The following is a 26,483-nucleotide window of genomic DNA, read 5'->3' as shown; positions in this document are numbered from 1 at the left end:
TTATTTTTTTAAAATTATAACATTATATATTAAAAAATTGTTAAATTAAAAGAAAATAGGGATTCTTTCATGAAAACTAAAACTAGATTTTTAAATTACTTTTTACTATTAATAGAATTTACTGTTCAAGAAGCACTATCTTGTCTGTTTCCTGTACTAATTTTTGCTACATTAGCAATATCAAAGCTTGTATCAATTCCATATTTACCAAGATATGATTTTATTTTTATCGTTTGCCTATTGATACAAATTGCGTTTATCATGACAAAATTTGAAACGAAAAAGGAATTTTTGATGATTTGTATTTTCCATCTAATTGGATTAATACTTGAAATCTTTAAAGTACGAATGGGATCTTGGTCATATCCAGAGCATTCGTATTTAAAAATTATGGATGTTCCGATTTATAGTGGATTTATGTATGCAAGTGTTGGAAGTTATATTTGCCAGGCTTGGAAAAGGATGCATATTCAATTAATAAATTATCCAAACCCGATCGTCGTTTTATTATTTGGCAGCCTAATATATTTAAACTTTTTTACCCATCATTATTTTTACGATCTGAGATGGCTTTTCATTCTAATTCTACCATTTGTATTTTTCAAAACGACGGTGCAATTTAAAGTGAAAACGACCATATTACGAATGCATTTAGTCCTCTCGTTTTTCTTAATAGGATTATTCATTTGGATTGCTGAAAATATAGCCACATTTTTTGGAGCATGGAAATACCCGGATCAACATGCCCATTGGCAAATCGTCCACGTTGGTAAAATTAGTTCTTGGTTTTTACTAGTCATTGTTAGTTTTATTATTGTTGCGTTTAGTCAGAAGAGCACTAATAATCATACACATGGAGTAACTAGTAGTAGGTAAAACAAATAGCCCTCTATAATATTGAGGGCTATTTTTATTTTCTTTCTTTATAAAAGGGTCTGATAAATGGTATGATTTACTATAAAATAAACTGTGGTATGCTAAAGCTAAAACCGATCAAGGAGTGGAAATGATGAAAACCACATCAACTGTTCAACTTGAACAATCCATCGTAAAGTTACGTAAAGTGGTAGATGTACTAAACAAGACAATTAAAGAAACTTCATCCGAACAAGTAGCAAATGAGACCATCCGTCTGAAAGAGGAACTAAAAACCATCACAGATACGCTTTTACAAATTAAAAAGCGCGAAAACGAAGAATAATGAAACATATAGAGATACAGACAAAAAAGGATCTTAGTGGAAGATTCTTTTTTTCTTTTTGAACTTACGAGTGAATTAGTTGTTTTGACTTTACGTCAAATTCAAGATCCAGATGGTAAACAAAAATGGTTCTATCAATATGAAGATGAACAATATAGCCATTAATTTATTTGTTATATTTATCAATGGGTTACTTTGATTAAATGGCCATATTGTTGAACGAGGAAAGTGAAACTTTTTTGTCGAAATAAGTTTAATAGATAAATGAATCGATCAATATTATAGAAGTGAATGAAATAAGAAGGATTTGTCATCAATGCCAAACTGAAATGATAGAAGAATATAAAGTAACTGTTGAAGGTGAGTTGAACAGTATTATTATTATTAGAATGAATTGACTAATAGAATCATAGAAACTTTTTGTTTTTATTGATTAGAATAGAATGTATAGGAGTATTATTATGGAAATTTCTTTGGTAAGACACGGGAAATCAATATGGGCTGAAAATAAAGCAATTACCTGTAAAGAGTTTAAAGATTGGGTTCTAAAATATGATTTGAATGGCGTATTTGAAGAGGAGATATATCCGACTGCAACTATAAAAAAGATAACCATAGCTAAAGTAATCATTACAAGTGATTTAGAAAGGTCAATAAAATCAGCAGAGTTTTTAAAACCAAATTGCGTAACATATTTAGATCAGTTGTTTCGTGAAACAGAGGTACCATTTCCTAACATAAACTTCTTGGGACTAAAATTGAAACCTAAAATATGGGCAGTGATATTGCGATGCATATGGTTAGTTGGTTATTCAAGGGAATGCGAATCTCTAAGTGCTGCTAAAATTAGAGCAGAAAGGGCTTCAAAGATTTTAATTAAATTTGCACAAGAGCACAATAATATTGTTTTAATAGGACATGGATTTTTTAATATATTAATTGCGAAAGAACTTCAAAAAATAGGTTGGAAATCCAATAAAAAACCAAGCTCTAAACACTGGCAATCTAATACATATTCAATGAACAATTAAAATATAGAACTAATCCCTATTATCAGCGCTTATGGGAATTTTTAAGATTTTATGTTGAAATTTGTAATAACATGCCGATTTTTAAAACTTGCTGTAAATAATTGCCATATTATAATAGTAAACATACAAAACCAAATAATTATTAAATTCGTTTAAAGTAATCGGGAAAAGTAGGGTGAAAATACTTTGGAAATATATGAACAAAAATTAGAAAAGAAGCCTAGTATTGCTATGAAAATCGTGAATTATAATGATTTGTACTTAGTCTTCTTGCTTCCTTTATTAGGTTTTATATTAGGAGAAGCATTATTTAGAGAGAGTTTAGTTGAATTTTCTAATTGGTTAATTAACAGACCAAAGGAAGGGATTCTAAATTATTTTTTACTATTTGGGATCACAAATCTATTTTACTTTTTAAATAAAAAGGCTTATGTATTTTTGGGTTTTTTAACAATTCTAATTACCTCCTTGGTTGGTTATGTAAGTGGTGTTAAGGTGGATATTAGGGGTGAACCTTTATTACCAACTGATTTTTCTCTTGGGAGAGAGGCGACAGATATTACAAAATACTTGAATATCGAAAATCTATACACAGTCTTATCAACGTTCGGAGCAATATTATTAATTGGAATTGTGTTAACTATTATGGTAAGGAACGAAAAATATAATGTACCAAAAAGACTTGGTATAACAATATTTTCTATTATTACTTTGCTTGCGATTATATATGATAGACCTATTCCAATTACGGAAAAACTAGGAATTGAAACCATTACATGGGATCAAAAAATGCATTCAAATCAAAATGGTTATGTTTTGGGTTTTGCACTAGATGCTAGATGGTTGAATATAAAAGAACCATCTCATTATTCGAAAAATAACGTAGAAAAAATATTAAATAAATATGAAAATAAAACGAATGGTCAGGTTGAAAAGAAACCCAATATTATTTTTTTACAAAGTGAAGCATTTTGGGACCCTACTCTGATGGGGAAAGAATATTTTAGTAAAGACCCAATTCCGTATTTTCATTCACTTCAAAAAACAGCTACAAGTGGTACAATGATATCTCCAGTATATGGTGGAGGAACGGTAAACACTGAATTTGAAGCAATAACTGGGTTATCTACTCAATTACTACCAAGCGGAGCAATTGCTTTTGCACAATATGTTCATCAGCCTGTCTATTCAGTTCCAACTGTTTTAAATCAAATTGGATATAAAACTACTGGTATTCACACCTATAATTCTTGGTTCTATAGAAGGAATGAAGTGTATAAAGATCTTGGGTTTAATAATTTTATTGGACAAGAGTTCTTCTTGAATCCTGAGCATCGTAGAGAATTTATTGTAGATAATGAGTTGTCTAATCGAATTGCAAAGGAAATCAAATTATCAAATAGTAGAGATTATATCTATGCGGTCTCAATGGAAAATCACGGACCATATCCTTTAGATAAAATTAATGAAAATGCAATTAAAGTTAATAAAGAATTATCTAAAGAATCAAAGGATACATTGGAAACTTATACACAAACACTTTCGGATGTTGATAAAGCTCTTAAATTACTTATAGACAAACTAAAAGAAATTGATGAACCAACAATTCTTGTTTTTTACGGAGACCACTTACCTATGTTAGGTCAAGATTTTCAAGTTTATAAAGAAATGGAATTCTATAAAGATGTATCTACATATAAGGGATATAATAAAATGCACAGTGTTCCTGCGATTGTATGGTCAAACTTCTTACCAAAACAAAAAGATTTTCGTTTAAGTGCAAATATGTTACCATCATATGTTTTAGATCTAGTAAATTTAAACAATGATAGATTCTATTCCTTTATGAGTGATATGAGACAACATAGACAAGCAGTAACTACAATCCCTTCTTTTGCGAAAAAGGAAAATCAAAATCAAAAATGGATTGATCAATACAAGTTACTTCAATATGACATATTATTTGGTAGCAAATTTTTTGATAAGAATAAGTTATTAAATAAAAATGAAGACTTTTACTTTGGTTCTGAACCATTAAAAATTAATAAGGTATTTCCGAGTGTTGTGTCTAAAGATTTAGACAATCAACAATTACTACTTCAGGGTGAAAACTTCAGTTCATTTACTAAAGCTTATCTTGGAAATAAAGGTCTTAAAACGACAGTGATAGATGAGAAAAACCTAAAAGTAAATATTCCTAAAGGAATTTTAAATGAGGGTAAAGTAGTCGAATTAACCTTAATAATTTCTGATTCGATGGATAAAGAGTTATTAAAATCTAATAAATTCCCACTAAAAATAGTATCGAGCAGTGACTATAAAACTACTATTGAAGCACAGTCAAAAAGTATTGATTTAAATAAAGTTTCGTGGGAAGTTTTCTTAGAAGCTGAAAAATATACAATTGTTAGAGCTAATATTGGAGAGTCTGATGTTCCATATGAGTTTTCTTTGAACGGTGTAACGTTTAAAGATAAGTTTGCTGATTCAATGGATAAAGAAGGATTATCTGATATTTATCCAAATGGGTATCTTTACGTAAGTATTAACAAAGATAAACTTTTTCAGAATGGCACAATTTTAACACCAGATAGACTACAAGAATTTTTCAAAGTCAATAATGCGACATTAAAACTTCTAAAATAAGCTGATTTCAGGCTGTTGAAAGCCATTTTGATGTTATCTTTTAGTTATAATAGATAGTATCAATCGTAACTTTCCAAATTTGCTAATCATAAATAGAAAAAAACCTTTTTTCACATTTTAAAAAATACGGTTAATTAATGAAAACGAATTAAGAAATTATAAAGAATATGAATCTGTAACAAGTTTCTTATGTAACTAACGAGAGCGTTAGTTCAACAACGATAGACTACTTTGGTAGTCTTTTTTTATTGCATTAAAAGGAAGTTAAGTTCCATAAGATTAATAGTAATAATGATAAATTATTTTGTATAAATTAGAATTGTTCAAAAGTAGGAGGAGAAATAGTTTGAAACATTTAATTTCCGCATTGTATATTTCGTTTGGTCTATTAATTGTTACTTTAACTTATTTTGATGATTTTAATGGTCCTGAATTTCTTACGGGACTAGGATTGTTACTTGTTATAGTTGGAATAATTCCATATCTCAAATATTACAAACAAATTATAAAGTTCCATAAAGAAAATTAGGAAGATGAGTACTAGGTTTTAATTTCCTTATACAACTAACGAGCGCTTATTTCGATAAAATCAATCTTTTGTAACTGACCTTCCTAAAAAAAGATAGTGGAATCAAACTTTAAATATATAACGCTTTTCAGAGTTGTCATTAATAAAATTGTGAATTATTACCAAAATAAAACAGGCCTTTCAATTAGTCCTGTTATAGCGGCCAAGCAATATGATAAAAGTGGTGGTAAATTAGAAATTCATAAAAAGATGAAAATTATATTTGAAGGTCTGTTTTCACAGACCTTTTTTGTATATAGTACTATAAAATTTGAATAATAATTATCGTTTAAAAGTTAAATGAGAACTTTTTATTTATAAAGCGAAATAATGATTTTACATAGCCTTATTCTGATTTAAGTAATTTTGTCTCAATTAGTCGTATCAAATTTTGAATGTCCTGCTTAGTTGCAGGCTGTGAGGTTGACTTCAATTTATATCCAATTTGCCCATTCGCTTCTAATGACGCCCAAGCTACATCGTCAATTGAGGTTATACCTAACTGGTGTAAACGCATTTTTAGATTATCTGTCGTAATACGAGCCTTCTTCATATTTCCTATATTTAAGATCCCATCTTCAATAACGATAATTGGTTTGCCATTTAGTAATAATTCTATTGAATTGAATTTTAAATTAAGAAACTGAAACACAAATACTGTAAGGATAAGTATAGAAGCAACACCAAAACTTGTCCAAATACCCTTATTTTCAATTGGACGACTTAGTAATGGACCAATTGTACTCATTAAAACAAGTTCTGAAATCGTCAATTTAGAAATAGAGCTTCTTCCAGCTATTCTTAATAAAAGTGTTCCCATGATAATAATTAGCACTGCTTTACAAACAATGTCAAGTTGCATATAATCATCCTTTTTAACTTAATTTTCCAAAGTGATTACTAAATATTCATTAAAATTGACAGGCGAGGGTAGTATTTGTTTTCTAGTATTAAGACAATTAGTAGGAACAAGAAGGGGAAATGCTAGAACAGAATTTTGGCGGGTATCATCTTATGGTGGATTAAGAATGGTCTTCAATATAGTTCAGTATATATTGCAAACCAGTTTTATCTAATGTACAGAGTACATTAATCCTATAATTTTATTATGCCTCTTTTATATATTGGATAGGTGAAGATGATGTCAAAATTATCAGTTGGACTCACTATGTTCTGATATTTATTCAAAAGCAAGGGGAAAAATGGACTTAATACAACCGGTAGAGGAGTTGTTGCAATTCCGAAGTCAGTACGAAAGGAAAGAATCAACGAAAACTTCAATATCTTTGACTTTGATTTAAGCCAAGAGGATATGGACCAAATTGCCAAGTTAGATACGAAAGAGAGCTTGTTCTTTTCACATAGGGATCCTGAAATGGTGAAGTGGATTGGTACGCGTAAACTTGATATTTAGAGCATACTAAATCTTTCTTTATTTTTTGTGAAATATATTTACATTTTTATATTTCTAAATTCAACTAATGCACACGTTAGTAGCTTATCAACAGTATCAAATTTTGTTATTTTTACTTAACTAATTGGCAACCAGTCTAAAAGAAGTTGTCTTGATTGGTAGAAATCATTCATATTAAAAAAAATCCTCTGTTAAAGAGGATTTTTCTTTTGGAATCTAATCTATATTACTCAGGGAAAGTTAACATATAGTTAGATTTAAAATTCTACTATTACTTTCGGTCGTCACGATCTCTTCTTCTTAATCCTAATAATCCAGCTAATCCTAACAATCCAATCCAACCCCAATCAGTATCGTCATCATCGTCTACATTAGCAGGATTAGTAACAGGCGTTGGGTTGTATCGGTTATTCATATTATTGTTTGAGTACCTATTGCTGTCTGCTGAAGCATTATTAGTTAAAAATGATAGCGATAATAATAAAGATAAGAAAACCAAACATAACTTTTTCATTTATATCACCACCTTTGATGTAGAGTAATTGCAATTATATTTTTAGATAATTGTTTAAAATAATTCATGGCAAATTAATCCAATAACAAATCGATTAAGTATAATTCACATATTTTGTTAAATAATAGTATTAGTACCTCTTCCAAAAAAGGAGAATAGTATGAATCTAATAACGAAGGGAAGTCAGATTTTAATGGGAATTTTAAGTGGTAATCCTCAAGATGAGCCTTTACATTATGGAGAAGTATTTGGATTATGGAGCGCGTTATCAGTTGCAAAAGGAGCACTTGATGGGTATCAGGTCTATATAAACCATACTGGTGATCAGGAATTAAAAGCTTTTTTAAAACAAGTGATTGAAACATCAATTAAGCCATCAATCAAAGAACTAGAAGAAGTATTATTACATAATGATATTGCGGTTCCACCAACTCCAGCAGAACGACCTGAAGCTGATCTAGAACAAATCCCTGTTGGAGCAAGATTTCAAGATGCTCAAATAGCATATATGGTAGCTGCTGACATTGCAGCCGGAGTTGTAGCAAGTAGTCAAGGGATGAGTCAATCAATTCGTGAAGATGTTGGTTTATTATATGGACAAATGGGCGCAAAAAAAGCCAAAGATGGTGCAGTACTATTACAAATGATGAAAGATAAAGGCTGGCTAGTTCCACCACCACTTCATCATGAAACCAAACAACAATAAATCTAATAAAGTCCACTGATTAAACAGTGGACTTTATTAATTGCTTCCCTTCTGAATTCTAGATTAAAATTTAACAGTGGAAGTTAGCAAGTTCGTTAGCTGTACAACCTGATCGACTATATTGTCGATTTTTTTGCGTTAAATTTCAGTTTAGTTTAAGAAGGACCAAACATCAGCACATCAAGCCTCTTATTGCAACTTCCAGTTCCATTACCTTAGAACCACAATATTTATAAATACCACTCACCTCAAGAATCGGACAAACATAAAATGAGTAGACAAGCGATTCTTATCAATGTTTGGATTCAGCAAACAGTAAATTAAAATGAGACGAATAAATATTCTTTGAGACAAGGCTTGTAAATAATGCTACAAACAACTTAATGACATAATAAGAAACTAGTTGAAGGCAAGCATTACTCTTAATTAATTATCCATAGGGGGAATTAAATGAAAATTACGATTGATCCAGGGCATGGTGGGAGCGATTCGGGAGCAACTGCGAACGGATTAAAAGAAAAAGATATTGTCTTAAATGTAGCAAAGAAACTAAAGTCTATCCTGATAAACGACTATGAAAATGTAAGTATACAAATGACAAGAGACTCAGACGTATTTGTTGAATTAAATAAAAGAGCGGACTTAGCTAATGATTGGGGTGCAAATTATTTTGTTTCAATTCATGTAAATGCAGGTGGAGGACATGGTTTCGAAAGTTATATTTACAATGGGAATGTCTCAAGCAATACGATTAATTATCGCACTATTATTCATGATGAAATTATTTCACAGGTAGGATTTTATGACCGAGGAAAGAAGGAAGCTAATTTTGCGGTACTTAGAGAAACAAATATGCCCGCAATCTTACTTGAAAATTTATTCATTGATAACAAAGAAGATGCGTATTGGTTAAAAAGTGATGAGAATCTAAAAAGATTAGCGATCGCAACAGCGGAAGGCATTGCAAAAGCATTGAAATTAAAAAAGAAAACATCAACAGACACAAAAACAGGTTATTATCAAGTTGTTACAGGCTCATTCGAAGAAAAAGCAAATGCGGAAAAAAGAGTAGAGGAATTAAAAAAAGCAGGTTTCGATTCTTTCATAGAGTATGAAGAAAAATAAGAAGTTTAAAAGAGAATCTCCAAAAGATAATTATATTTATACAAAGCCGCTCTTCGCTAATATATTCGTTAGAGCGGTTTTAATTTATCGATGTTTCTATTGATGATAAAAATAACATGAACACAATTTAAGCAATACTTCAATTAATGAGGAAGTAAGTCTATTTTTATTGAATAAGTATCATAAAAATGAGGGGATTAAGTAAATCAAAGAGACTCCAAATTTATTTGTTTCTCCATTTTCGTCATAAATAAAATAATAGTTTAAAAGGTTTTATTCAAGATGTATCACGTCATATATTCTACTATGAATATAAATACCATGAGGATGTGTTTAGTTTGAATCCTATTAAATTACTTAAACCAGTATCTAATCGTTGGACGGTATTATTGGCATTTGCTTCACTAGCTGGAATTAGTCAAATGCTTTGGCTGAATTTTGCCCCTTTAATATCATATTTAAAGTCTCATTATAATGTATCAGAATCAGATATTAATTGGCTCCTAACTGTGTTTCCTCTTATTTATATATTACTCTCGATCCATTCAGGCAAAGTAATTGATCGTAGGGGATATAGGTACAGTATATTAATTGGTGGAATCTTTATGTCAGTTTTTGCATGTCTACGCGTTTTCGATTCTAGTTTTTCAATTTTGCTAATAGGACAAATTGGAATTGCAATCGGACAGCCATACATACTAAATGCGATTTCGAGGTTAGTTGTTGATTGGTTTCCTAAAAATCAACAAGCTACTGCTACAGGGATAGGGACTGTAGGAATGTTTATTGGAATGGCAATCGCATTAGCTACTACACCTTATTTAGTAGAGCAATTTGGATTTCAACAAACATTAATCATTATGGCAGTTCTTACCATCATTTCAACACTCATTTTCTTCTTTATTGGCATTCCAAAAGATACTACCGTACAAGAAACTGATATCATACCTAGTTTTCATGACCAATTCACATTGTTTAAAAATAAGCAGTTTATTCTACTAAATATCATTTCATTTTTGGGTTTAGGTGTTTTTAATGGGTTAACCTCGTGGATTGAACAAATTTTAAAACCATATGGTGTTTCTTCTGAACAAGCCGGTTTAGTAGGTGGTTCATTAATTATTGGTGGAATCATCGGATCGATTATAATACCGATACTCTCAGATCTAGTTGGTAAGAGAAAACCATTCATATTATTTACAATCATTTTTCCATTACTTCTAATTTATCCTCTTTGTACAAGTGGTCATTTACCGATCCTTCTGATACTTGGTAGTTTGCTAGGATTCTTTCTCTTACCTGCTTTTGCATTATTACTTTCAATTACAGAAGAGTTAGTAGGCGAGAAACAATCTGGCGCAGCGACAAGTCTTTTATTAATGGCCGGGAATCTTGGTGCAGTCATTGTCATTGCGGCAATGCAAATTGTGAAAGGGGATCACTCTACTTGGATTCATTCAGTTTATTTCATTTTGATTCTGCTTTTCATTTGTTGCGCCCTTACAATTTACTTAAAAGAAAAGCCTATTATATTTGATGAACAATATCATAATGAAATATAGAATTATGAAGAGATTGAGGATTTCATGAACGAAATAAAAAAATATTATATTGACAACTAAACCATGCGTTAGCTGATCAAGAAAGGACTACCTAAATGTAGTCTTTTTTTTATGTAATCAATAAAAATTAGTGCTTGTTTTTGGGAAGAATATATCGTAATAGAAATAAAATTGCTCTACAAAAATTCAATTCAACTAATCTAACTTTTTCATTTTCTAAAAAAATGATAAACTAGCTTAAGCATAAACTATCTACGAAAACATAATAAGGAATGAACTGAAAATGAATATTTACAATATGATTGAAAGCATTGCCAATAGTAGACAATCTAAAAATATAGCATATGTTTATGAAGGCGTGAGTTCAACTTATGATGAATTAATTTTGCAAACGAATCGTTTTGCTAAGGAATTAAATAGAAATATTAATAAAGATGACAAGGTTGCTATTCTACTTGGAAACTCACCAGAGTTCATTCAGGCTTATTTAGCAGTTTTAAAGCTTGGGGCAATTGCGATACCTTTAAATCCTGCATTTACTGAGCATGAATTAATTTATATTTTAAATGATGCGAATGTTAAGCTTGTTATTACAAAAGAAGATCAACAAGATAAATTATTGAGCGTAAAGAGTTCTTGTCCAATATGTGAGCATGTCATTGCAATTGAACAAGTAGACCAACAAATAATTAGTAATGATTCATATATTAGTCCTATTTTAAGTGAAAATGATCCTGCTGTTATTTTGTATACTTCGGGGACAACTGGAAATCCGAAGGGGGCAGTCATTACCCATCGTAATATTATAGAAAATATGAATGATTTTTCTTCGATGATCGATTTAGATGAATCTGATAAAATGATTGCGGTACTTCCTATGTTTCACTCTTTTTGCTTAACTATTTGTGTAAACATGATTTTGTTAAATGGAGCGACTACAATCATCGTGCCAAAATTCAATCCAATTGAATTAGTTGACATCATTAAAAAAGAAAAGGCCACGTTAATTGCAGCTGTACCAACAATTTATAATTATATAAATCAATTATCTAATGTCTCATCTGTAGATTTTACAAGTTTAAGAGCGTGTATTTCAGGTGGTTCATCAATTCCGATTGAGTTACTTCAATTATTACAAGATAAATTTAAGTTAAATATGTTAGAAGGATATGGTTTATCAGAAACATCACCCGTTTTAACATTTAATCCTTATGGCGGACTTTGTAAGCCTGGTTCAGTTGGAGTTGATTTACCGAGTGTAAAAACAAAAATCCTCAACGAAAAAGGCGAGGAAGTTTTAGTTGGTGAAATTGGAGAGGTAGTAGCAAAAGGACCAAATGTAATGATGGGTTATTACAATAAGATAGAAGAAACTGAAAAAGCTTTTACAAATGGATGGTTCAAAACAGGCGATCTAGGTAAGAAAGATGAAGATGGATATTTATTTTTATTAGATCGAAAAAAAGACGTAATTATAACGAATGGATATAATGTATATCCAAGAGAAATTGAAGAACAATTATATAAGCATCCTAATATTATTGAAGCAGCCGTTGTCGGCAAGCCTGATTTAGTAGTAGGGGAAATTGTTTGCGCGTATCTCGTAGTGAATCAAGAGATAAAAGAGGTAGAGATTAAAAACTTCTGTCAGAAATATTTAATCCATTATAAAGTTCCAAAGCAAATCTATTTTATAAATGAGTTACCTAAAAATAGTACAGGAAAAATTTTAAAAAGAAACCTTCGATAATGCTGATTGAAAATCGCAGATATAATGAATCTGCGATTTTTTTTAGAATAATAATCTGAAAATATTGAAGTTTAGTAATTATTAGCATATACTTGAAATAGATAATAGTTTATTAGAGATTAAGCATAAGAGGTAATAGCACATGGCAGAGCAAAGTCTACGAATTGGTCGAACAGCAATGATGCTTGCTTTGACTGAAGAAGAAGAACTAATTAATCTTAATGAAAATGTCGTTTGGTGTGTTGGTAAGGTTGGTACAATGGATTCACAAAAAATTGTAGCTGCAATTGAAACCGCTGCCAAACAGAATGGTGTAATAAATGGGGCTTTGTATAGAGAAGTTCATTCGTTATATCATGCAATTTTAGAAGCAATTCAAGGTGTCACAAGAGGTCATTTGCAGTTAGGTGGCGTACTCAGAACAGTTGGTCTTCGATTTGCTGTCGTTAGAGGAAAACCTTATAAAAATGCGAATGAAGGTGACTGGATTGCTGTCGCTTTATACGGTACAATCGGTGCGCCGATCAAGGGATCTGAGCATGAATCTGCCGGTCTTGGTATCAATCATATTTAAATGCCCATAGTTTATTAGAGATTATAGGGGGCTATGTTTCGTAAATGATTATTTACGTTGCATAGCCTCTTTCTGCGTTTTTTAACCAAATTTGGAGGTGCTAAGAATGGTAACGTTAACTGGTAATAGTTTAACAATGGATCAGATGAAACGAATTTTATTTGAAAATGTTTATGTGCAAGCAAGTGATGACAGCTTACATGCTGTAAAAAAATGCAGAGAAAAAGTAGAACAAATCGTTGATAATGGCGAGGTTGTTTATGGAATTACAACTGGTTTCGGTAAATTTAGTGATGTATTTATTGCAAAGGAAAACGTTTCTGCTCTTCAATATAATTTGATCGCATCACATGCTTGTGGAGTTGGTGAACCATTCCCTGAGTTAGTTTCAAGAGCGATGTTAGTTCTTCGTGCAAATACAATGTTAAAAGGCCATTCTGGTGTGCGTTTAATTGTTGTTGAAAAATTACTTTCATTAATTAATGCTCATATTCATCCTGTAATTCCATCTCAAGGATCTCTTGGAGCTAGTGGAGATTTAGCACCATTATCACACTTAGCACTAGTTTTACTTGGTGAAGGTGAGGTTTTCTATAAAGGTAACCGAATGGAAACAAAAGAAGCATTAGCAAAAGAAGGAATTTTACCGATTACTTTAGAAGCTAAAGAAGGGTTAGCTCTAATTAATGGTACGCAAGCAATGACAGCGATGGGCATTTTAACGTATATCGAAGGTGAAGAACTTGCTTACCAAAGTGAATTAATTTCTTCGATTACTTTTGAAGCCTTACAAGGAATTACAGATGTATTTGATGAAAGAATTCATTTTGCTCGTGGATTTAAGGAACAAATCCAAGTAGCAGAGCGCTATCGAAACATTTTATCGACTAGTCAGTTAACGACAAAACAAGGTGAAATTCGTGTGCAAGATGCGTATACATTAAGGTGTATTCCTCAAGTTCATGGAGCAAGCTGGCAAGTACTTAATTATGTGAAAGAAAAATTAGAAATAGAAATGAATGCGGCTACTGATAATCCATTATTATTTGGTGATGATGTGTTTTCAGGTGGGAACTTCCACGGTCAGCCAATCGCATTTGCAATGGACTTCTTCAAACTAGGTATCGCAGAATTAGCTAATATCTCTGAACGTAGAATTGAGAGATTAGTTAATCCTCAGTTAAACGATTTACCTGCATTTTTAAGTCCAGAGCCAGGTTTACAATCTGGAGCAATGATCATGCAGTATGTAGCAGCTGCTTTAGTTTCTGAAAATAAAACGTTAGCTCATCCTGCAAGTGTAGATTCAATTCCTTCATCAGCTAACCAAGAAGACCATGTAAGTATGGGAACTATTGGGGCACGTCACGCTTATCAAATTCTGCAAAATGCAAGAAGAGTATTAGCAATTGAATGTATTTGTGCAATGCAAGGCGTTGAGTATAAAGGCGTTGAAAAAATGTCTGTCATCACACGTAGATTTATGGAAGATGCACGTAAAACAGTACCTTCAATTACGAAGGATCGTGTGTTTTCAACTGATATTGAAAAATTAACTAGTTATTTAAAAGAAAATTTCGTCTCAGATCGTTTTGTAGGACAAAAACAAATATAAAAAAAGGTGGGTAATCAAATGGAACTGATTAAAGGAGCACTAAAAGCACCAACAGGAACTGAATTAAATACAAAAGGTTGGGTTCAAGAAGCAGCACTTCGCATGTTATTAAATAACTTAGATGAGGAAGTAGCAGAAAGACCAGAAGATTTAGTTGTTTATGGTGGTATTGGGAAAGCAGCAAGAAACTGGGAAAGCTTCGATGCAATTGTTGAGTCATTAAAAAAATTAGAGAACGATGAAACTTTACTAGTTCAATCTGGTAAACCAGTCGCAATTTTTAAATCACATGAAGATGCACCACGTGTATTATTAGCTAATTCAAATTTAGTACCAAAATGGGCTACTTGGGAGCATTTCCGTGAATTAGATGAAAAAGGATTAATGATGTATGGCCAAATGACAGCAGGAAGCTGGATTTACATTGGAACACAAGGAATTCTTCAAGGAACTTACGAGACATTTGGAGAAGCAGCAAAACAACATTTCGGTGGAAGCTTAAAAGGTACAATCACATTAACTGCTGGACTTGGTGGTATGGGCGGAGCACAACCACTAGCAGTAACAATGAATGGTGGAGTTGTCATTGGTATTGATGTTGATGAAACGAGAATTCAACGTCGTATCGATACAAGATATTGTGATGTTTTAACTCATTCATTAGAAGAGGCTTTACAACTTGCAACTGACGCTAAAAATGAAGGTAAAGCTCTTGCAATCGGTTTAGTTGGTAATGCAGCTGAAATTTTACCAGAATTAGTAGCACGTAACTTTGTACCAGATTTAATTACTGACCAAACTTCAGCTCATGATCCATTAAATGGTTATTTACCAATTGGAATGACGATGGAAGAAGCAAAAACACTTCGTATGGAAAATCCAGATGAATTGATTAAACAAGCTAAACATAGTATGGCTGTACATGTTGAAGCAATGTTAGCAATGCAACAACGTGGAGCAATTACTTTTGATTATGGTAATAATATCCGTCAGGTTGCATTTGATGAAGGCGTTAAAAATGCATTTGATTTCCCAGGCTTTGTACCTGCATTTATTCGTCCATTATTTTGTGAAGGAAAAGGACCTTTCCGTTGGGTAGCTCTTTCTGGAGATCCAGAAGATATTTACAAAACAGATGAAGTCATTCTTCGTGAGTTTGCAGATAACGAACACTTATGTAACTGGATTCGTATGGCGCGTGAAAAGGTTGCATTCCAAGGTTTACCATCTCGTATTTGTTGGTTAGGATACGGTGAGCGTGCTAAATTCGGAAAAATCATTAATGAAATGGTTAAAAATGGTGAGTTAAAAGCGCCTATCGTAATTGGTCGTGACCACTTAGACTGTGGTTCAGTAGCTTCTCCAAACCGTGAAACTGAAAGCATGAAAGACGGCAGTGACGCTGTAGCTGACTGGCCAATTCTAAATGCTCTAATTAATGGAGTAAATGGCGCTAGCTGGGTAAGTGTACATCACGGTGGTGGTGTTGGAATGGGTTACTCTTTACATGCTGGTATGGTTATAGTTGCAGATGGAACAGATGCAGCTGCAAAACGTATCGAAAGAGTATTAACATCAGATCCAGGAATGGGTGTTGTTCGTCACGTTGATGCTGGTTATGATTTAGCAGTTGAAACGGCGAAAGAAAAAGGCGTTAATATCCCAATGATGAAGTAGGTGTAAAGAATGAAAGCAGATATATTATTAACTAATATTGGTCAGCTTGTGACAATGGATCACGGTGATGGACCAGTTCGTGGTAAAGAGATGAATGTTTTACCCGTAATAGAGAACGCAGAAATTGCTTGGAAAGATGGTCAAATTATTTATATTGGTCAAATGAATGAAACTAAAATTGATGCTAATGAAGTAATTGATTGTCAAGGTAAATTAGTAACGCCTGGATTAGTTGATCCTCATACTCACGTGGTCTTTGGAGGATCACGTGAGCATGAAGTAAGCTTAAAATTACAAGGTGCATCTTACTTAGAAATATTGGAAATGGGTGGAGGTATTCACTCGACTGTTAGTCAAACAAAGTTGGCAACTCATGAAGAACTGAAACAAAAAACAATTCAACATTTAAATCGTATGCTTTCCTACGGTGTTACGACTGTTGAAGCAAAAAGTGGTTATGGTCTTGATGAGGAAACTGAATTTAAACAATTAAAGGTTGCGAAAGAGTTACAATCTGAGCATGTTATGGATATTGTTTCTACGTTTTTAGGTGCTCATGCAGTACCAAAGGATTATAAAGGAAATGAAGAAGCATTTTTAGAGAAGATGTTATCTCTACTAGATCAAATTAAAGAAGAAGAACTGGCAGAGTTCGTTGATATTTTCGCAGAAACTGGCGTTTTTTCTGTTGAACAATCAAGAGAATTTCTTTTAAAAGCAAAAGAAAAAGGATTCTTAGTCAAAATTCATGCAGATGAAATTGATCCACTTGGCGGAACAGAAATGGCAACAGAAATTGGGGCGACTTCAGCTGATCATTTATGTGGCGCATCATCTAAAGGTGTAGAAATGCTTGGTGATAGTAATACGATTGCAGTTATTTTACCAGGTACAACTTTCTATTTAAACAAACCTGAATTTGCACCAGCTAGAGCAATGATCGATCAAAATGCTGCTGTTTCATTGGCTACAGATTTTAACCCAGGTAGCTGTCCGACAGAGAATTTACAATTAATCATGACCATTGCTATGTTAAAGTTAAAAATGACACCTGAAGAGATATGGAATGCGGTAACGATAAATTCTTCATATGCGATTAATCGTGGTGAACAAGCTGGTAAGCTAAAAGTTGGACGTAAAGCTGATGTTGTTATTTGGAATGCACCTAATTATACGTATGTACCATATCATTTTGGTGTAAATCATGTAGAATCAGTTTTTAAGAATGGAAAGTTAGTCGTAAATAGAGGTGTATTTGATGTCTCTATCACATCTTAAAAAATCAGGAGATGCAGTTTTCGTTGATTCATCTGTTACAAAAGCTAATGAAATAGTCACTGCTTGGGATGGAAAAGATGCATCTAATTTTTCACTCATAGGCGTTCCATTATCTAAAACATCAATTAGTCATTCGGGAGCTAGCTTTGCACCTGCATCTATACGTAAAATGTTAAGTAGCTATAGTACGTATCATATTGAGGATGGAATTGACTTGAAAACGTTACGTGTTACAGATTTTGGTGATATCACGATGCATGTCACTGATTTTGAGGAATCTAGAAATCGTATTAAATCGACGATTGCTGAATTATTGAACCAATTTAAAGATACTATGCCGATTATTTTAGGCGGGGATCACGGGATTAGCTTTCCAAGCATCGCTGCTTTTACAGAAGCTAGGGGGAAAATTGGGGTCATTCAGTTTGATGCACATCACGATTTAAGAAATATAAATGATGGTGGCAGGTCAAACGGAACGCCATTTCGTAGTTTAATAGATGAAGGTATATTAAATGGTGAACATTTAATTCAAATTGGTTTGCGCAATTTTTCAAATAGTGCGCCTTATACTGAGTTTGGAATCAATCATGGTGTCACAATTTATACAATGCGTGATGTACGTGAATTGGGTATACAAAAAATTATTATTGATAGTTTAAATCGTTTATCACAGGAAGTTGATGCAATTTATATTAGTCTGGATATGGATGTGTTAGATCAGGCTTTTGCACCAGGCTGTCCAGCAATTGGCCCTGGTGGAATGGATAGTCAGACATTAATTGATGGAATATGTTATCTAGCATCTCATCCAAAAGTTTGTGGGATGGATATTGTAGAATTAGACCCTACAATTGATTTCCGTGATATGACAAGTCGGATTGCCGCACATGTCATATTAAATTTTCTTGTTGAAAAAGTTAAATTGAATCGATAAATAAAGCTCGTAAACAATTAAAATTGTTTACGAGTTTTTTATTATGTCTAACAAACGTTCACATATTCCTAACGAAAATGGTTTTTCCATTCATGATTTTTCTATGATTAACATAGATTTGTAATGGAGTGTGATCATTTTGAAGTATTCAATTAGCTCAAAATCAGCATTTAAAGCTTTACTCACAGTAATAGGGGTTAATATATTACTAGTTATATTTTTATTTTCATTAGGTTATTTTCTGGATATTCTTCCTGCTTTTACCTTGTTTGGCTATAAAATCATTGTCTTCCCTTTGAGTCTTTTTGTATTTATTTTAAGCTTGGTTTCTGAAATTAAAGTAAAGAATAAGAGATTGGTTGACATTGAAGGTGAATCTAGTGAAAAGAAAAGTAGGATGGATAAATACCATCATACTTAAATCTTGAAGGATTTGAGGTGAAAATGTTGAACCTCGAGGAAGAAGTTATTCAAAATTTAAATGAGCGCATTAATATATTAAGAAAAGATCAGAAAGCAGATGGGTCCTGGGAATATTGTTTTGAAGGGTCGATTATGACAGATTGCTTTATGTTAATTCTGTTAAATGATTTAGCATTATTAGATAAAGAAAAAGAGTTATGTGAAAAAATTGCAAAACGCTTGATCAAGTTACAAGAAGAAAATGGCTCATGGAAATTATATGAAGATGAAGAAAATGGGAATCTATCTGCGACTGTTCAAGCATATGTTGCATTATTAGTTTCTAACACATTAGAAAAAGACCATCTTAATATGAAGAAAGCTGAAAAATTTATACTTTCCAATGGTGGACTGGGAAAAGTACATTTTATGACAAAAATGATACTAGCGATACATGGATTCATTCAATATCCAACATTCTTTCATTTTCCGATGAGCTACTTTCTACTCCCAAACAATTTTCCTCTCAGTTTATTTGAACTATGTAGTTATGCCCGAGTTCATTTAATTCCAATGATTTTATGTATTAATAAACGATATAATATTAAATCTAATCATCCAATTAATCTAGATCATTTACATGCTACTAAAGAGATCGAGTGGTTTGACGATGAGAGAGATTCATTTTTTCACTTTTTAGTAGAAGAGGGTAAGAAGCTTGCCTCATATCCGCTATATTTTCATGATAAAGGATATGAAAAAGCAGAAAAATTTATATTAGAAAGAATTGAAACAAACGGTACATTTTATAGCTACGCTACTTCAACATTTTATATGATTTATGCATTATTAGCTCTTGGCTATGAAACTAGCTCAAATGAAATTCAACAAGCATTAAGTGGTTTAATCTCATATTCATTTGAAACCGAAGACGGTATTCACATTCAAAATTCTCCCTCACAGGTTTGGGATACAGCGTTACTTTCTTATGCATTACAAGAAGCAGGCGTTTTCCCGACAGATACATTAATTAAAAAATCCGTTGATTATTTAAATAAAAAACAGCAAATCTTAAAAGGTGATTGGTCGAAGCATGCAAAAAAAATCAGTCCTGGAGGTTGGGGATTTTCGGAAGTAAATTCATTTATTCCAGATAATGATGATACAAGTGCAGCATTAAGGGCATTAACAAGAAGTGCAATCTCAGACTCAACCCAACTTGAAAAATGGCAAAAAGGGATTCAGTTTTTATTGGGTTTGCAAAATCATGATGGTGGTTGGGGCGCATTTGAAAAAGATGTAACAAATAAATGGTTAACTTATTTACCGATTGAAAATGCCAAGGATGCTATCATTGACCCATCGACGGCAGATTTAACAGGTCGTGTTTTAGAGTTTATTGGGAACTATACAACAATTGATGGAAAAGATGAACAAGTTAAAAAGGCGATCGAATGGATTTTAGAGCATCAAGAAAAAAATGGTAGCTGGTATGGCAGATGGGGAATTTGTTATATTTATGGAACATGGGCGGCTATCACTGGACTACGATCAATCGGAATCCCAAAGAATCATGAAGCAATTCAAAAGGCTGCTAAATGGCTTATCAGTGTGCAAAATGATGATGGAGGTTGGGGAGAGTCTGGTTATTCGGCTGTAAAGAAAAGCTATGTACCGCTAAAGTATAGTACTCCTAGTCAAACAGCATGGGCTGTTGATGCCTTATTAACGATTGTAGATAAAGATGATGAAGTGATAAATAGAGGGATCCAATATTTACTGGCTCAAAAAGATAAAACAAAAAAAGAAGTAATGTATCCAACAGGTCTAGGTTTACCGGGTGGTTTTTATATTCATTATCATAGTTATCAACATATATATCCATTACTCGCATTAGCGCATTATGTTCAAAAATAATTTTATTATGTATAGTTTCATTTTTTTATAAAATAATATTATTATGTAAACTAAGTGATTCGAAAAATAATAAATTATGTCCATTTTTCAAATTTTCATAAAATATGTTTCTTTAATTGGCTAAGTATAGTACACTAGTCATATTAAAAATAACTGAATATTCCTTATCGAGAGTGGTGGAGGGACTGGCCCTTTGAAACCCGGCAACTTTAGCTTTAGCTAAAAAGTGCTAAATCCAGCATGTTTTTAACATGAGAGATAAGGCGTGGATTGTAGATAACGTCATTCTTTCATTTTAGAAAGAATGGCGTTTTTATTTTTGTATGTAAGGGAAGTGATCAATTGGGACTGTTGGAAAAATTAAATAATGGAATTGTATTAGGTGATGGAGCTATGGGGACTCTGTTATATTCTGGGGGATTACATAGTTGTTTTGAAGAACTAAACATTACTGAACGAGATCGAATTATCCATATTCATGAACAATATATTAATGCTGGTGCAGAGGTCATTCAAACAAATTCATACGGAGCTAATGCTGGGAAACTAAGACAGCATGGATTGGAAAAATTAGTTAAACAAATCAATCAAATGGCCGTCAGAAATGCAAGAGAAGCATCTAAAGGAAGAGCACTCATACTAGGTGGTATTGGTGGTATGAAATACATTGGGTCAACCTTTGCAACACCGTTAGAAAGAGAAATCATGTTGTTAGAGCAGGCATCTGCCTTACTTGAAGAAGGTGTTGATGGAATCATGCTTGAGACCTTTTATGATGAACATGAATTATATGATGCTGTTACCTTACTTAGAGAGCGCACAGACATTCCAATCATTGCACAAGTGACTTTACAAGAAATCGGTGTGATGCAAAGCGGTCAATATATTGAAAAAATCCTCCCTAAATTAGTAGATTTAGGAGCGGATGTAGTCGGAATCAATTGTCATTTAGGTCCACTTCATATGATTGAATCTTTAAATACGGTTGCTTTACCGAAAAAAGGATTTTTATCCGCATTTCCAAACTCAGGTCTTCCTTTGTATGAAGAAGGTAAATACGTATATAAATCGAATCCAGAATATTTTGAAGATATGGCAAAACCTTTTATTGAACAAGGCGTTCGTTTAATTGGTGGTTGTTGTGGTACAACACCCGCACACATTGCCGCATTACGCAATAAAATAGATAATTTAGAGCCTGTCACAAAAAAAGAAGTCAACAATCGAACGATTACAATAAAAATACCAAAGCAGCCGGAACAAAAAAATGTAACGCTAGCAGAGAAAGCAAAGCAGAGAACTACTATTATTGCTGAGCTGGATCCACCGAAAACATTACAAACTAGACGATTTTTTGAAGGCGCAAAGGCTTTAAATAACGCAGGAGCAGATGCAATCACATTAGCAGATAACCCGTTAGCTTCACCAAGGATTTCAAATGTAGCCATAGCGTCAATGTTACAACGATTAAATATTCCTGTTCTTACACATTTAACTTGCCGAGATCGAAATATGATTGGTCTTCAATCACATTTAATGGGACTATCGACTTTAGGTTTAAATGAAGTATTAGCTATTACTGGTGACCCTGCAAGAGTAGGTGACTTCCCTGGTGCTACATCGGTATATGATGTTGCCTCGTTTGAACTTATTCGCATGATCAAAGAAATGAATGAAGGTAGACTGTATTCCGGAAAAAGTTTAGGAAACGGTACAAGATTTTCTGTAGCCGCTGCATTTAATCCAAATGTTAGGAAAATGGATGCTGCTATTAAAAGACTAGAAAAGAAGGTTGAAGCGGGGGCAGATTACTTTTTAACCCAGCCTGTCTATGATTTAGAAACAATCGATCGTTTGTATGAATCTACGAGACATATCAATCAGCCAATATTTATTGGCATCATGCCACTAATTAGTAAAAAGAATGCTGACTTTATTCACTATGAAGTACCAGGAATTACCTTAACAGATGAAGTTAGAAATCGAATTGACATCAATGATCCTTTATTAGCAATTGAAGAAGGCAAAAACATCGCAAAAGAAATTGTAGATTATGCAATTGATAAATTTAATGGAATCTATTTGATTACTCCATTCTTAAAATATGAAATTACTGAAGAACTAATCCAATACACTAAAACTCGTAAAAAAGAGGAGATTCAATTATGAAAGCATTAGAGGCAGCATTAAAAGAACGTATTCTACTCCTAGATGGAGCAATGGGAACGATGATTCAACAAAGAAATTTACAAGCTGAAGATTTTGGTGGTGAAGAACTAGAAGGTTGTAATGAATATTTAGTTGTCACTCGTCCAGATATCATTCAAGAAATCCATGAAGAATATATACTAGCTGGTTCAGATATTATTGAGACAAACACATTCGGTGCTACAAATATTGTTTTATCTGATTACAATTTACAGCATTTAGATATCGAATTAAATGAAAAAGCTGCAAAAATTGCGAAAGCTGCAGTAGATTCTTCTGGGAAAAATGTGTTTGTAGCTGGTGCAATGGGCCCAACGACAAAAGCAATTAGTGTCACTGGCGGCGTTACGTTTGAGGAATTAATTACTGCATATTTCCGTCAGGCGATTGGACTATTAAATGGTGGTGTCGACTTATTATTAGTTGAAACATGTCAGGATATGAGAAATGTTAAAGCTGCGTGTATAGGAATAAGTAATGCTTTTAAAGAGTTAAACAAAACAATTCCAGTAATGATTTCAGGCACTATCGAACCGATGGGTACAACACTTGCTGGTCAAACAATCGATGCGTTTTATTTAGCGATTGAGCACATCTCGCCAATTTCTATTGGGTTAAACTGTGCAACTGGTCCTGAATTTATGCGAGACCATGTGAGGTCATTATCTGAGTTATCTGAAACATATGTATCTTGTTATCCTAATGCAGGTCTACCTGATGAGGATGGACATTATCATGAGTCACCGGAATCATTAGCATACAAAGTACGTGATTTTGCCGAACAAGGCTGGGTCAATATTTTAGGTGGTTGTTGTGGCACAACACCTGAACACATTAAAGCAATGAAAGAAGCTATTACAGGAATCAAACCTCGTCAATTAAAAAAGAGAACAGATCATGCAGTAAGTGGTTTAGAATCTCTTATTTATGATGATAGTATGAGACCATTATTCGTTGGTGAAAGAACGAATGTTATTGGCTCAAGAAAATTTAAGAATTTAATAGCTGATGGAAAATATGAGGAAGCAGCTGAAATCGCAAGAGCACAAGTTAAAAAAGGTGCACATGTCATCGATGTTTGTATGGCTGATCCTGACCGTGAAGAATTAGATGATATGGAGAATTTTCTAAAACAACTGGTGAATAAAATAAAGGTTCCAATTATGATTGACTCGACTGATGAAAAAGTAATTGAACTCGCATTAACGTATATACAAGGTAAAGCAATTATAAACTCTATTAATCTAGAAGATGCTGAAGAACGATTTGAAAAAATCTGTCCTTTAATCCATAAGTATGGTGCTGCAGTTGTCGTCGGAACGATTGATGAAGATGGAATGGCAGTAACAGCGGAACGTAAATTGGAAATCGCAAAACGTAGTTATCAATTATTAACTGAAAAGTATCATATTCGACCTTCAGATATCATTTTTGATCCACTTGTTTTTCCAGTAGGAACTGGAGATGTTCAATACATCGGTTCTGCAAAAGCGACGATTGAAGGAATACGTCTAATTAAAGAAGCACTACCTGAGTGTTTAACCATTTTAGGATTAAGTAATATCTCATTTGGTCTTCCAAATAGTGGACGTGAAGTATTAAACGCAGTCTTTCTGTACCATTCAACGAAAGCTGGGTTAGACTATGCCATTGTGAACACCGAAAAATTAGAAAGATTTGCATCAATACCGCAAGTCGAACGTGATTTAGCAGAAGAATTACTATTTAATACTTCTCAAGAAACATTAGATCGATTTGTAGAACATTTTCGTCTTTCAGTTAAGAAGGAAGAAAAACCTAAGGAACAATTACCTGTTGAAGAAAGACTTGCAGCATGTATTATAGAAGGTTCGAAGCAAGGATTAATTGATGATTTACAATTTTGTATTGATCGTGGTGATTCACCATTAAATATTATCAATGGACCATTAATGAAAGGTATGGACGAAGTTGGAAGACTATTTAACAATAATGAACTAATCGTTGCTGAAGTACTACAAAGTGCTGAAGTTATGAAGGCTTCTGTAACATATCTGGAACAATTTATGGAAGTAACTGAGAGTTCTCGTAAAGGTAAAGTGATACTGGCAACTGTTAAAGGTGACGTTCATGATATTGGGAAGAATTTAGTAGATATTATTTTAACGAACAATGGGTTTGAGGTCATCAATTTAGGAATCAACATTCGACCTGATGATTTAATAACCCAAATTCGTAAAAATGAACCAGATATTATCGGTTTATCAGGTTTATTAGTCAAATCTGCGCAACAAATGGTGATTACTGCAGGGGATTTAAAAAATGCCGGTATCGATACTCCTATTTTAGTAGGCGGTGCAGCACTAACTAGAAAGTTTACAGATAATCGTATTCAACCAATCTATGATGGTTTAGTTGTTTATTCGAATGATGCGATGACTGGATTAGATTTAGCAAATAAAATCGTAAATCCAATTGAGCGTCAAAATTTAATAGAAAATAAAAAGGTAATAAATAATGAAAATCAATTCATTGAATTACCGCAAGTAGAAATCAATACAACTAGATCAAACATTCAGCCGTCTGATTGTCTAGTTCCTTCGTCATTAAAGAAAACTGTCATTAAAAATATTCCGGTCTCACAAGTTGCTCCATTTATTAACTACCAAATGTTAATTGGGCACCACTTAGGTGTGAAAGGTAAATGGGAAAAACAAGAAAGAGGTCAGGAATTATATGAATTAGTTCAGGAATTATTAAGAGATGGAAATGAATATTTTGACTGTCAAGTAATCTATCAATTCTTCCCTGCGCAAAGTGAAGGAAATGATGTGGTAATTTATGATTCTATTACTTCAAAACCGATTGAACGTTTTCAATTTCCTCGACAAAGAAAAGAGCCAGGTCTTTGTATTAGTGACTTCTTAAACCCTGTCGGTGAAAAAATGGACTATGTTGGATTTTTCTCTGTTACATCAGGTCCGAGGGTGAGAAATATTGCTGAAAGATGGAAAGAAGAAGGAGAATATTTAAAAAGTCATGTTTTATTTTCCCTAGCTTTAGAGCTAGCAGAAGGACTTGCAGAAAAAACGCATATGTTAATGAGAGAAAAATGGGGCTTCCCAGATGCAGCTGATTTTACAATGCAGGAACGTTTTAAAGCAAAATATCAAGGAATCAGAGTTTCGTTTGGATATCCAGCTTGTCCAAATTTAGAGGATCAAGAGAAATTATTTAAGTTAATTAATCCAAATGAAATCGGTATTAATCTGACGGAAGGCTTTATGATGCTACCTGAAGCATCAGTAACAGCAATGGTATTCTCACATAAAGACGGAAGATACTTCTCAGTGTAACAAAATAGAATACTGTAATATGC

Annotated in this window: 20 protein-coding genes, 2 pseudogenes and 1 riboswitch; of the genes and pseudogenes, 20 read left to right on the top strand and 2 right to left on the bottom strand. The window is 32.9% G+C overall.

Annotation, left to right across the window (positions count from 1 at the left end; translation table 11 throughout):
• The first annotated feature begins 69 nt into the window (after positions 1-69).
• The 5 genes from CAB05_RS02080 (at position 70) to CAB05_RS02065 (ending at position 4,878) form a co-directional block, all read left to right on the top strand.
• Entirely contained in the window at positions 70-876 is an 807-nt protein-coding gene (locus CAB05_RS02080) for a DUF817 domain-containing protein (protein ID WP_087998152.1), read from the top strand.
• 130 nt (positions 877-1,006) lie between these two features.
• A complete protein-coding gene (locus CAB05_RS02075; RefSeq protein ID WP_142283041.1) occupies positions 1,007-1,201 on the top strand; it encodes a hypothetical protein in 195 nt (64 codons plus the stop codon).
• A 36-nt stretch (positions 1,202-1,237) separates the two neighbouring features.
• Complete coding sequence (locus CAB05_RS22560) at positions 1,238-1,366, top strand: hypothetical protein (RefSeq protein WP_268876368.1); 129 nt, start codon at positions 1,238-1,240, stop codon at positions 1,364-1,366.
• Between the two features lie 296 nt (positions 1,367-1,662).
• Complete coding sequence (locus CAB05_RS02070; RefSeq protein ID WP_087998150.1) at positions 1,663-2,232, top strand: histidine phosphatase family protein; 570 nt, start codon at positions 1,663-1,665, stop codon at positions 2,230-2,232.
• 186 nt (positions 2,233-2,418) lie between these two features.
• Positions 2,419-4,878 (top strand): LTA synthase family protein, encoded by a 2,460-nt coding sequence (locus tag CAB05_RS02065; RefSeq protein WP_087998149.1) that lies wholly within the window; start codon positions 2,419-2,421, stop codon positions 4,876-4,878.
• A 914-nt stretch (positions 4,879-5,792) separates the two neighbouring features.
• Here CAB05_RS02065 and CAB05_RS02055 read toward each other — a convergent pair.
• On the bottom strand, positions 5,793-6,308 hold the full coding sequence (locus tag CAB05_RS02055; protein WP_087998147.1) for a DUF421 domain-containing protein: 516 nt from the start codon (positions 6,306-6,308) through the stop codon (positions 5,793-5,795).
• A 79-nt stretch (positions 6,309-6,387) separates the two neighbouring features.
• Between CAB05_RS02055 and CAB05_RS22410 the strand changes: the two are divergent.
• Together CAB05_RS22410 and CAB05_RS22405 are read left to right on the top strand one after the other, a co-directional pair.
• Positions 6,388-6,539 (top strand): annotated as a pseudogene (locus CAB05_RS22410) (TetR/AcrR family transcriptional regulator); the annotation flags it as partial.
• A gap of 123 nt (positions 6,540-6,662) precedes the next feature.
• Positions 6,663-6,860: pseudogene (locus CAB05_RS22405) on the top strand (aldo/keto reductase); the annotation flags it as partial.
• Positions 6,861-7,131: 271 nt separating this feature from the next.
• On the opposite strand, the gene CAB05_RS02045 reads toward CAB05_RS22405, so the two are convergent.
• On the bottom strand, positions 7,132-7,374 hold the full coding sequence (locus CAB05_RS02045) for a WGxxGxxG family protein (RefSeq protein WP_087998146.1): 243 nt from the start codon (positions 7,372-7,374) through the stop codon (positions 7,132-7,134).
• 193 nt (positions 7,375-7,567) lie between these two features.
• Between CAB05_RS02045 and CAB05_RS02040 the strand changes: the two genes are divergently transcribed.
• From CAB05_RS02040 to metH, 13 genes are all read left to right on the top strand, one after another.
• Positions 7,568-8,080, top strand: coding sequence for a DUF3231 family protein (locus CAB05_RS02040; protein ID WP_087998597.1), 513 nt, complete (start codon positions 7,568-7,570; stop codon positions 8,078-8,080).
• Between the two features lie 450 nt (positions 8,081-8,530).
• Positions 8,531-9,205: an N-acetylmuramoyl-L-alanine amidase gene (locus CAB05_RS02035; RefSeq protein WP_087998145.1), complete on the top strand. Its 675-nt coding sequence runs from the start codon at positions 8,531-8,533 to the stop codon at positions 9,203-9,205.
• 338 nt (positions 9,206-9,543) lie between these two features.
• A complete protein-coding gene (locus CAB05_RS02030; RefSeq protein ID WP_087998144.1) occupies positions 9,544-10,767 on the top strand; it encodes an MFS transporter in 1,224 nt (407 codons plus the stop codon).
• Between the two features lie 283 nt (positions 10,768-11,050).
• The gene (locus CAB05_RS02025; RefSeq protein ID WP_087998143.1) at positions 11,051-12,517 is read left to right on the top strand and encodes a long-chain-fatty-acid--CoA ligase; all 1,467 of its coding nucleotides are present in this window, start codon (positions 11,051-11,053) and stop codon (positions 12,515-12,517) included.
• Positions 12,518-12,659: 142 nt separating this feature from the next.
• A complete protein-coding gene (gene hutP, locus CAB05_RS02020; RefSeq protein WP_087998142.1) occupies positions 12,660-13,091 on the top strand; it encodes a histidine utilization transcription antiterminator HutP in 432 nt (143 codons plus the stop codon).
• A 106-nt stretch (positions 13,092-13,197) separates the two neighbouring features.
• Positions 13,198-14,706, top strand: coding sequence for a histidine ammonia-lyase (hutH, locus tag CAB05_RS02015; protein WP_087998141.1), 1,509 nt, complete (start codon positions 13,198-13,200; stop codon positions 14,704-14,706).
• An 18-nt stretch (positions 14,707-14,724) separates the two neighbouring features.
• On the top strand, positions 14,725-16,383 hold the full coding sequence (hutU, locus tag CAB05_RS02010) for a urocanate hydratase (protein ID WP_087998140.1): 1,659 nt from the start codon (positions 14,725-14,727) through the stop codon (positions 16,381-16,383).
• A 9-nt stretch (positions 16,384-16,392) separates the two neighbouring features.
• Entirely contained in the window at positions 16,393-17,661 is a 1,269-nt protein-coding gene (gene hutI, locus CAB05_RS02005) for an imidazolonepropionase (RefSeq protein WP_087998139.1), read from the top strand.
• Positions 17,642-18,598: a formimidoylglutamase gene (gene hutG, locus CAB05_RS02000; protein WP_087998138.1), complete on the top strand. Its 957-nt coding sequence runs from the start codon at positions 17,642-17,644 to the stop codon at positions 18,596-18,598. Before hutI ends, hutG begins: the two co-directional genes overlap by 20 nt.
• A 139-nt stretch (positions 18,599-18,737) precedes the next feature.
• Positions 18,738-19,019, top strand: a complete 282-nt coding sequence (locus tag CAB05_RS01995; RefSeq protein WP_087998137.1) for a hypothetical protein — start codon at positions 18,738-18,740, stop codon at positions 19,017-19,019.
• Positions 19,020-19,045: 26 nt separating this feature from the next.
• Positions 19,046-20,917 (top strand): squalene--hopene cyclase, encoded by a 1,872-nt coding sequence (gene shc / locus CAB05_RS01990; RefSeq protein WP_371870394.1) that lies wholly within the window; start codon positions 19,046-19,048, stop codon positions 20,915-20,917.
• 161 nt (positions 20,918-21,078) lie between these two features.
• A riboswitch (SAM riboswitch) is annotated at positions 21,079-21,182 on the top strand.
• Between the two features lie 77 nt (positions 21,183-21,259).
• Positions 21,260-23,086: a bifunctional homocysteine S-methyltransferase/methylenetetrahydrofolate reductase gene (locus tag CAB05_RS01985; protein WP_087998135.1), complete on the top strand. Its 1,827-nt coding sequence runs from the start codon at positions 21,260-21,262 to the stop codon at positions 23,084-23,086.
• Positions 23,083-26,460: a methionine synthase gene (metH, locus tag CAB05_RS01980; protein WP_087998134.1), complete on the top strand. Its 3,378-nt coding sequence runs from the start codon at positions 23,083-23,085 to the stop codon at positions 26,458-26,460. The genes CAB05_RS01985 and metH overlap by 4 nt, the downstream gene beginning before the upstream one ends.
• Positions 26,461-26,483 lie beyond the last annotated feature (23 nt).

Origin of the sequence: Gottfriedia solisilvae (assembly GCF_002128405.1) — a bacterium.
Taxonomy (GTDB): Bacteria; Bacillota; Bacilli; order Bacillales; family Bacillaceae_G; genus Gottfriedia; species Gottfriedia solisilvae.
Note: the sequence above shows the minus strand (reverse complement) of the source record. Positions and strands in the feature narration are given on the sequence as shown.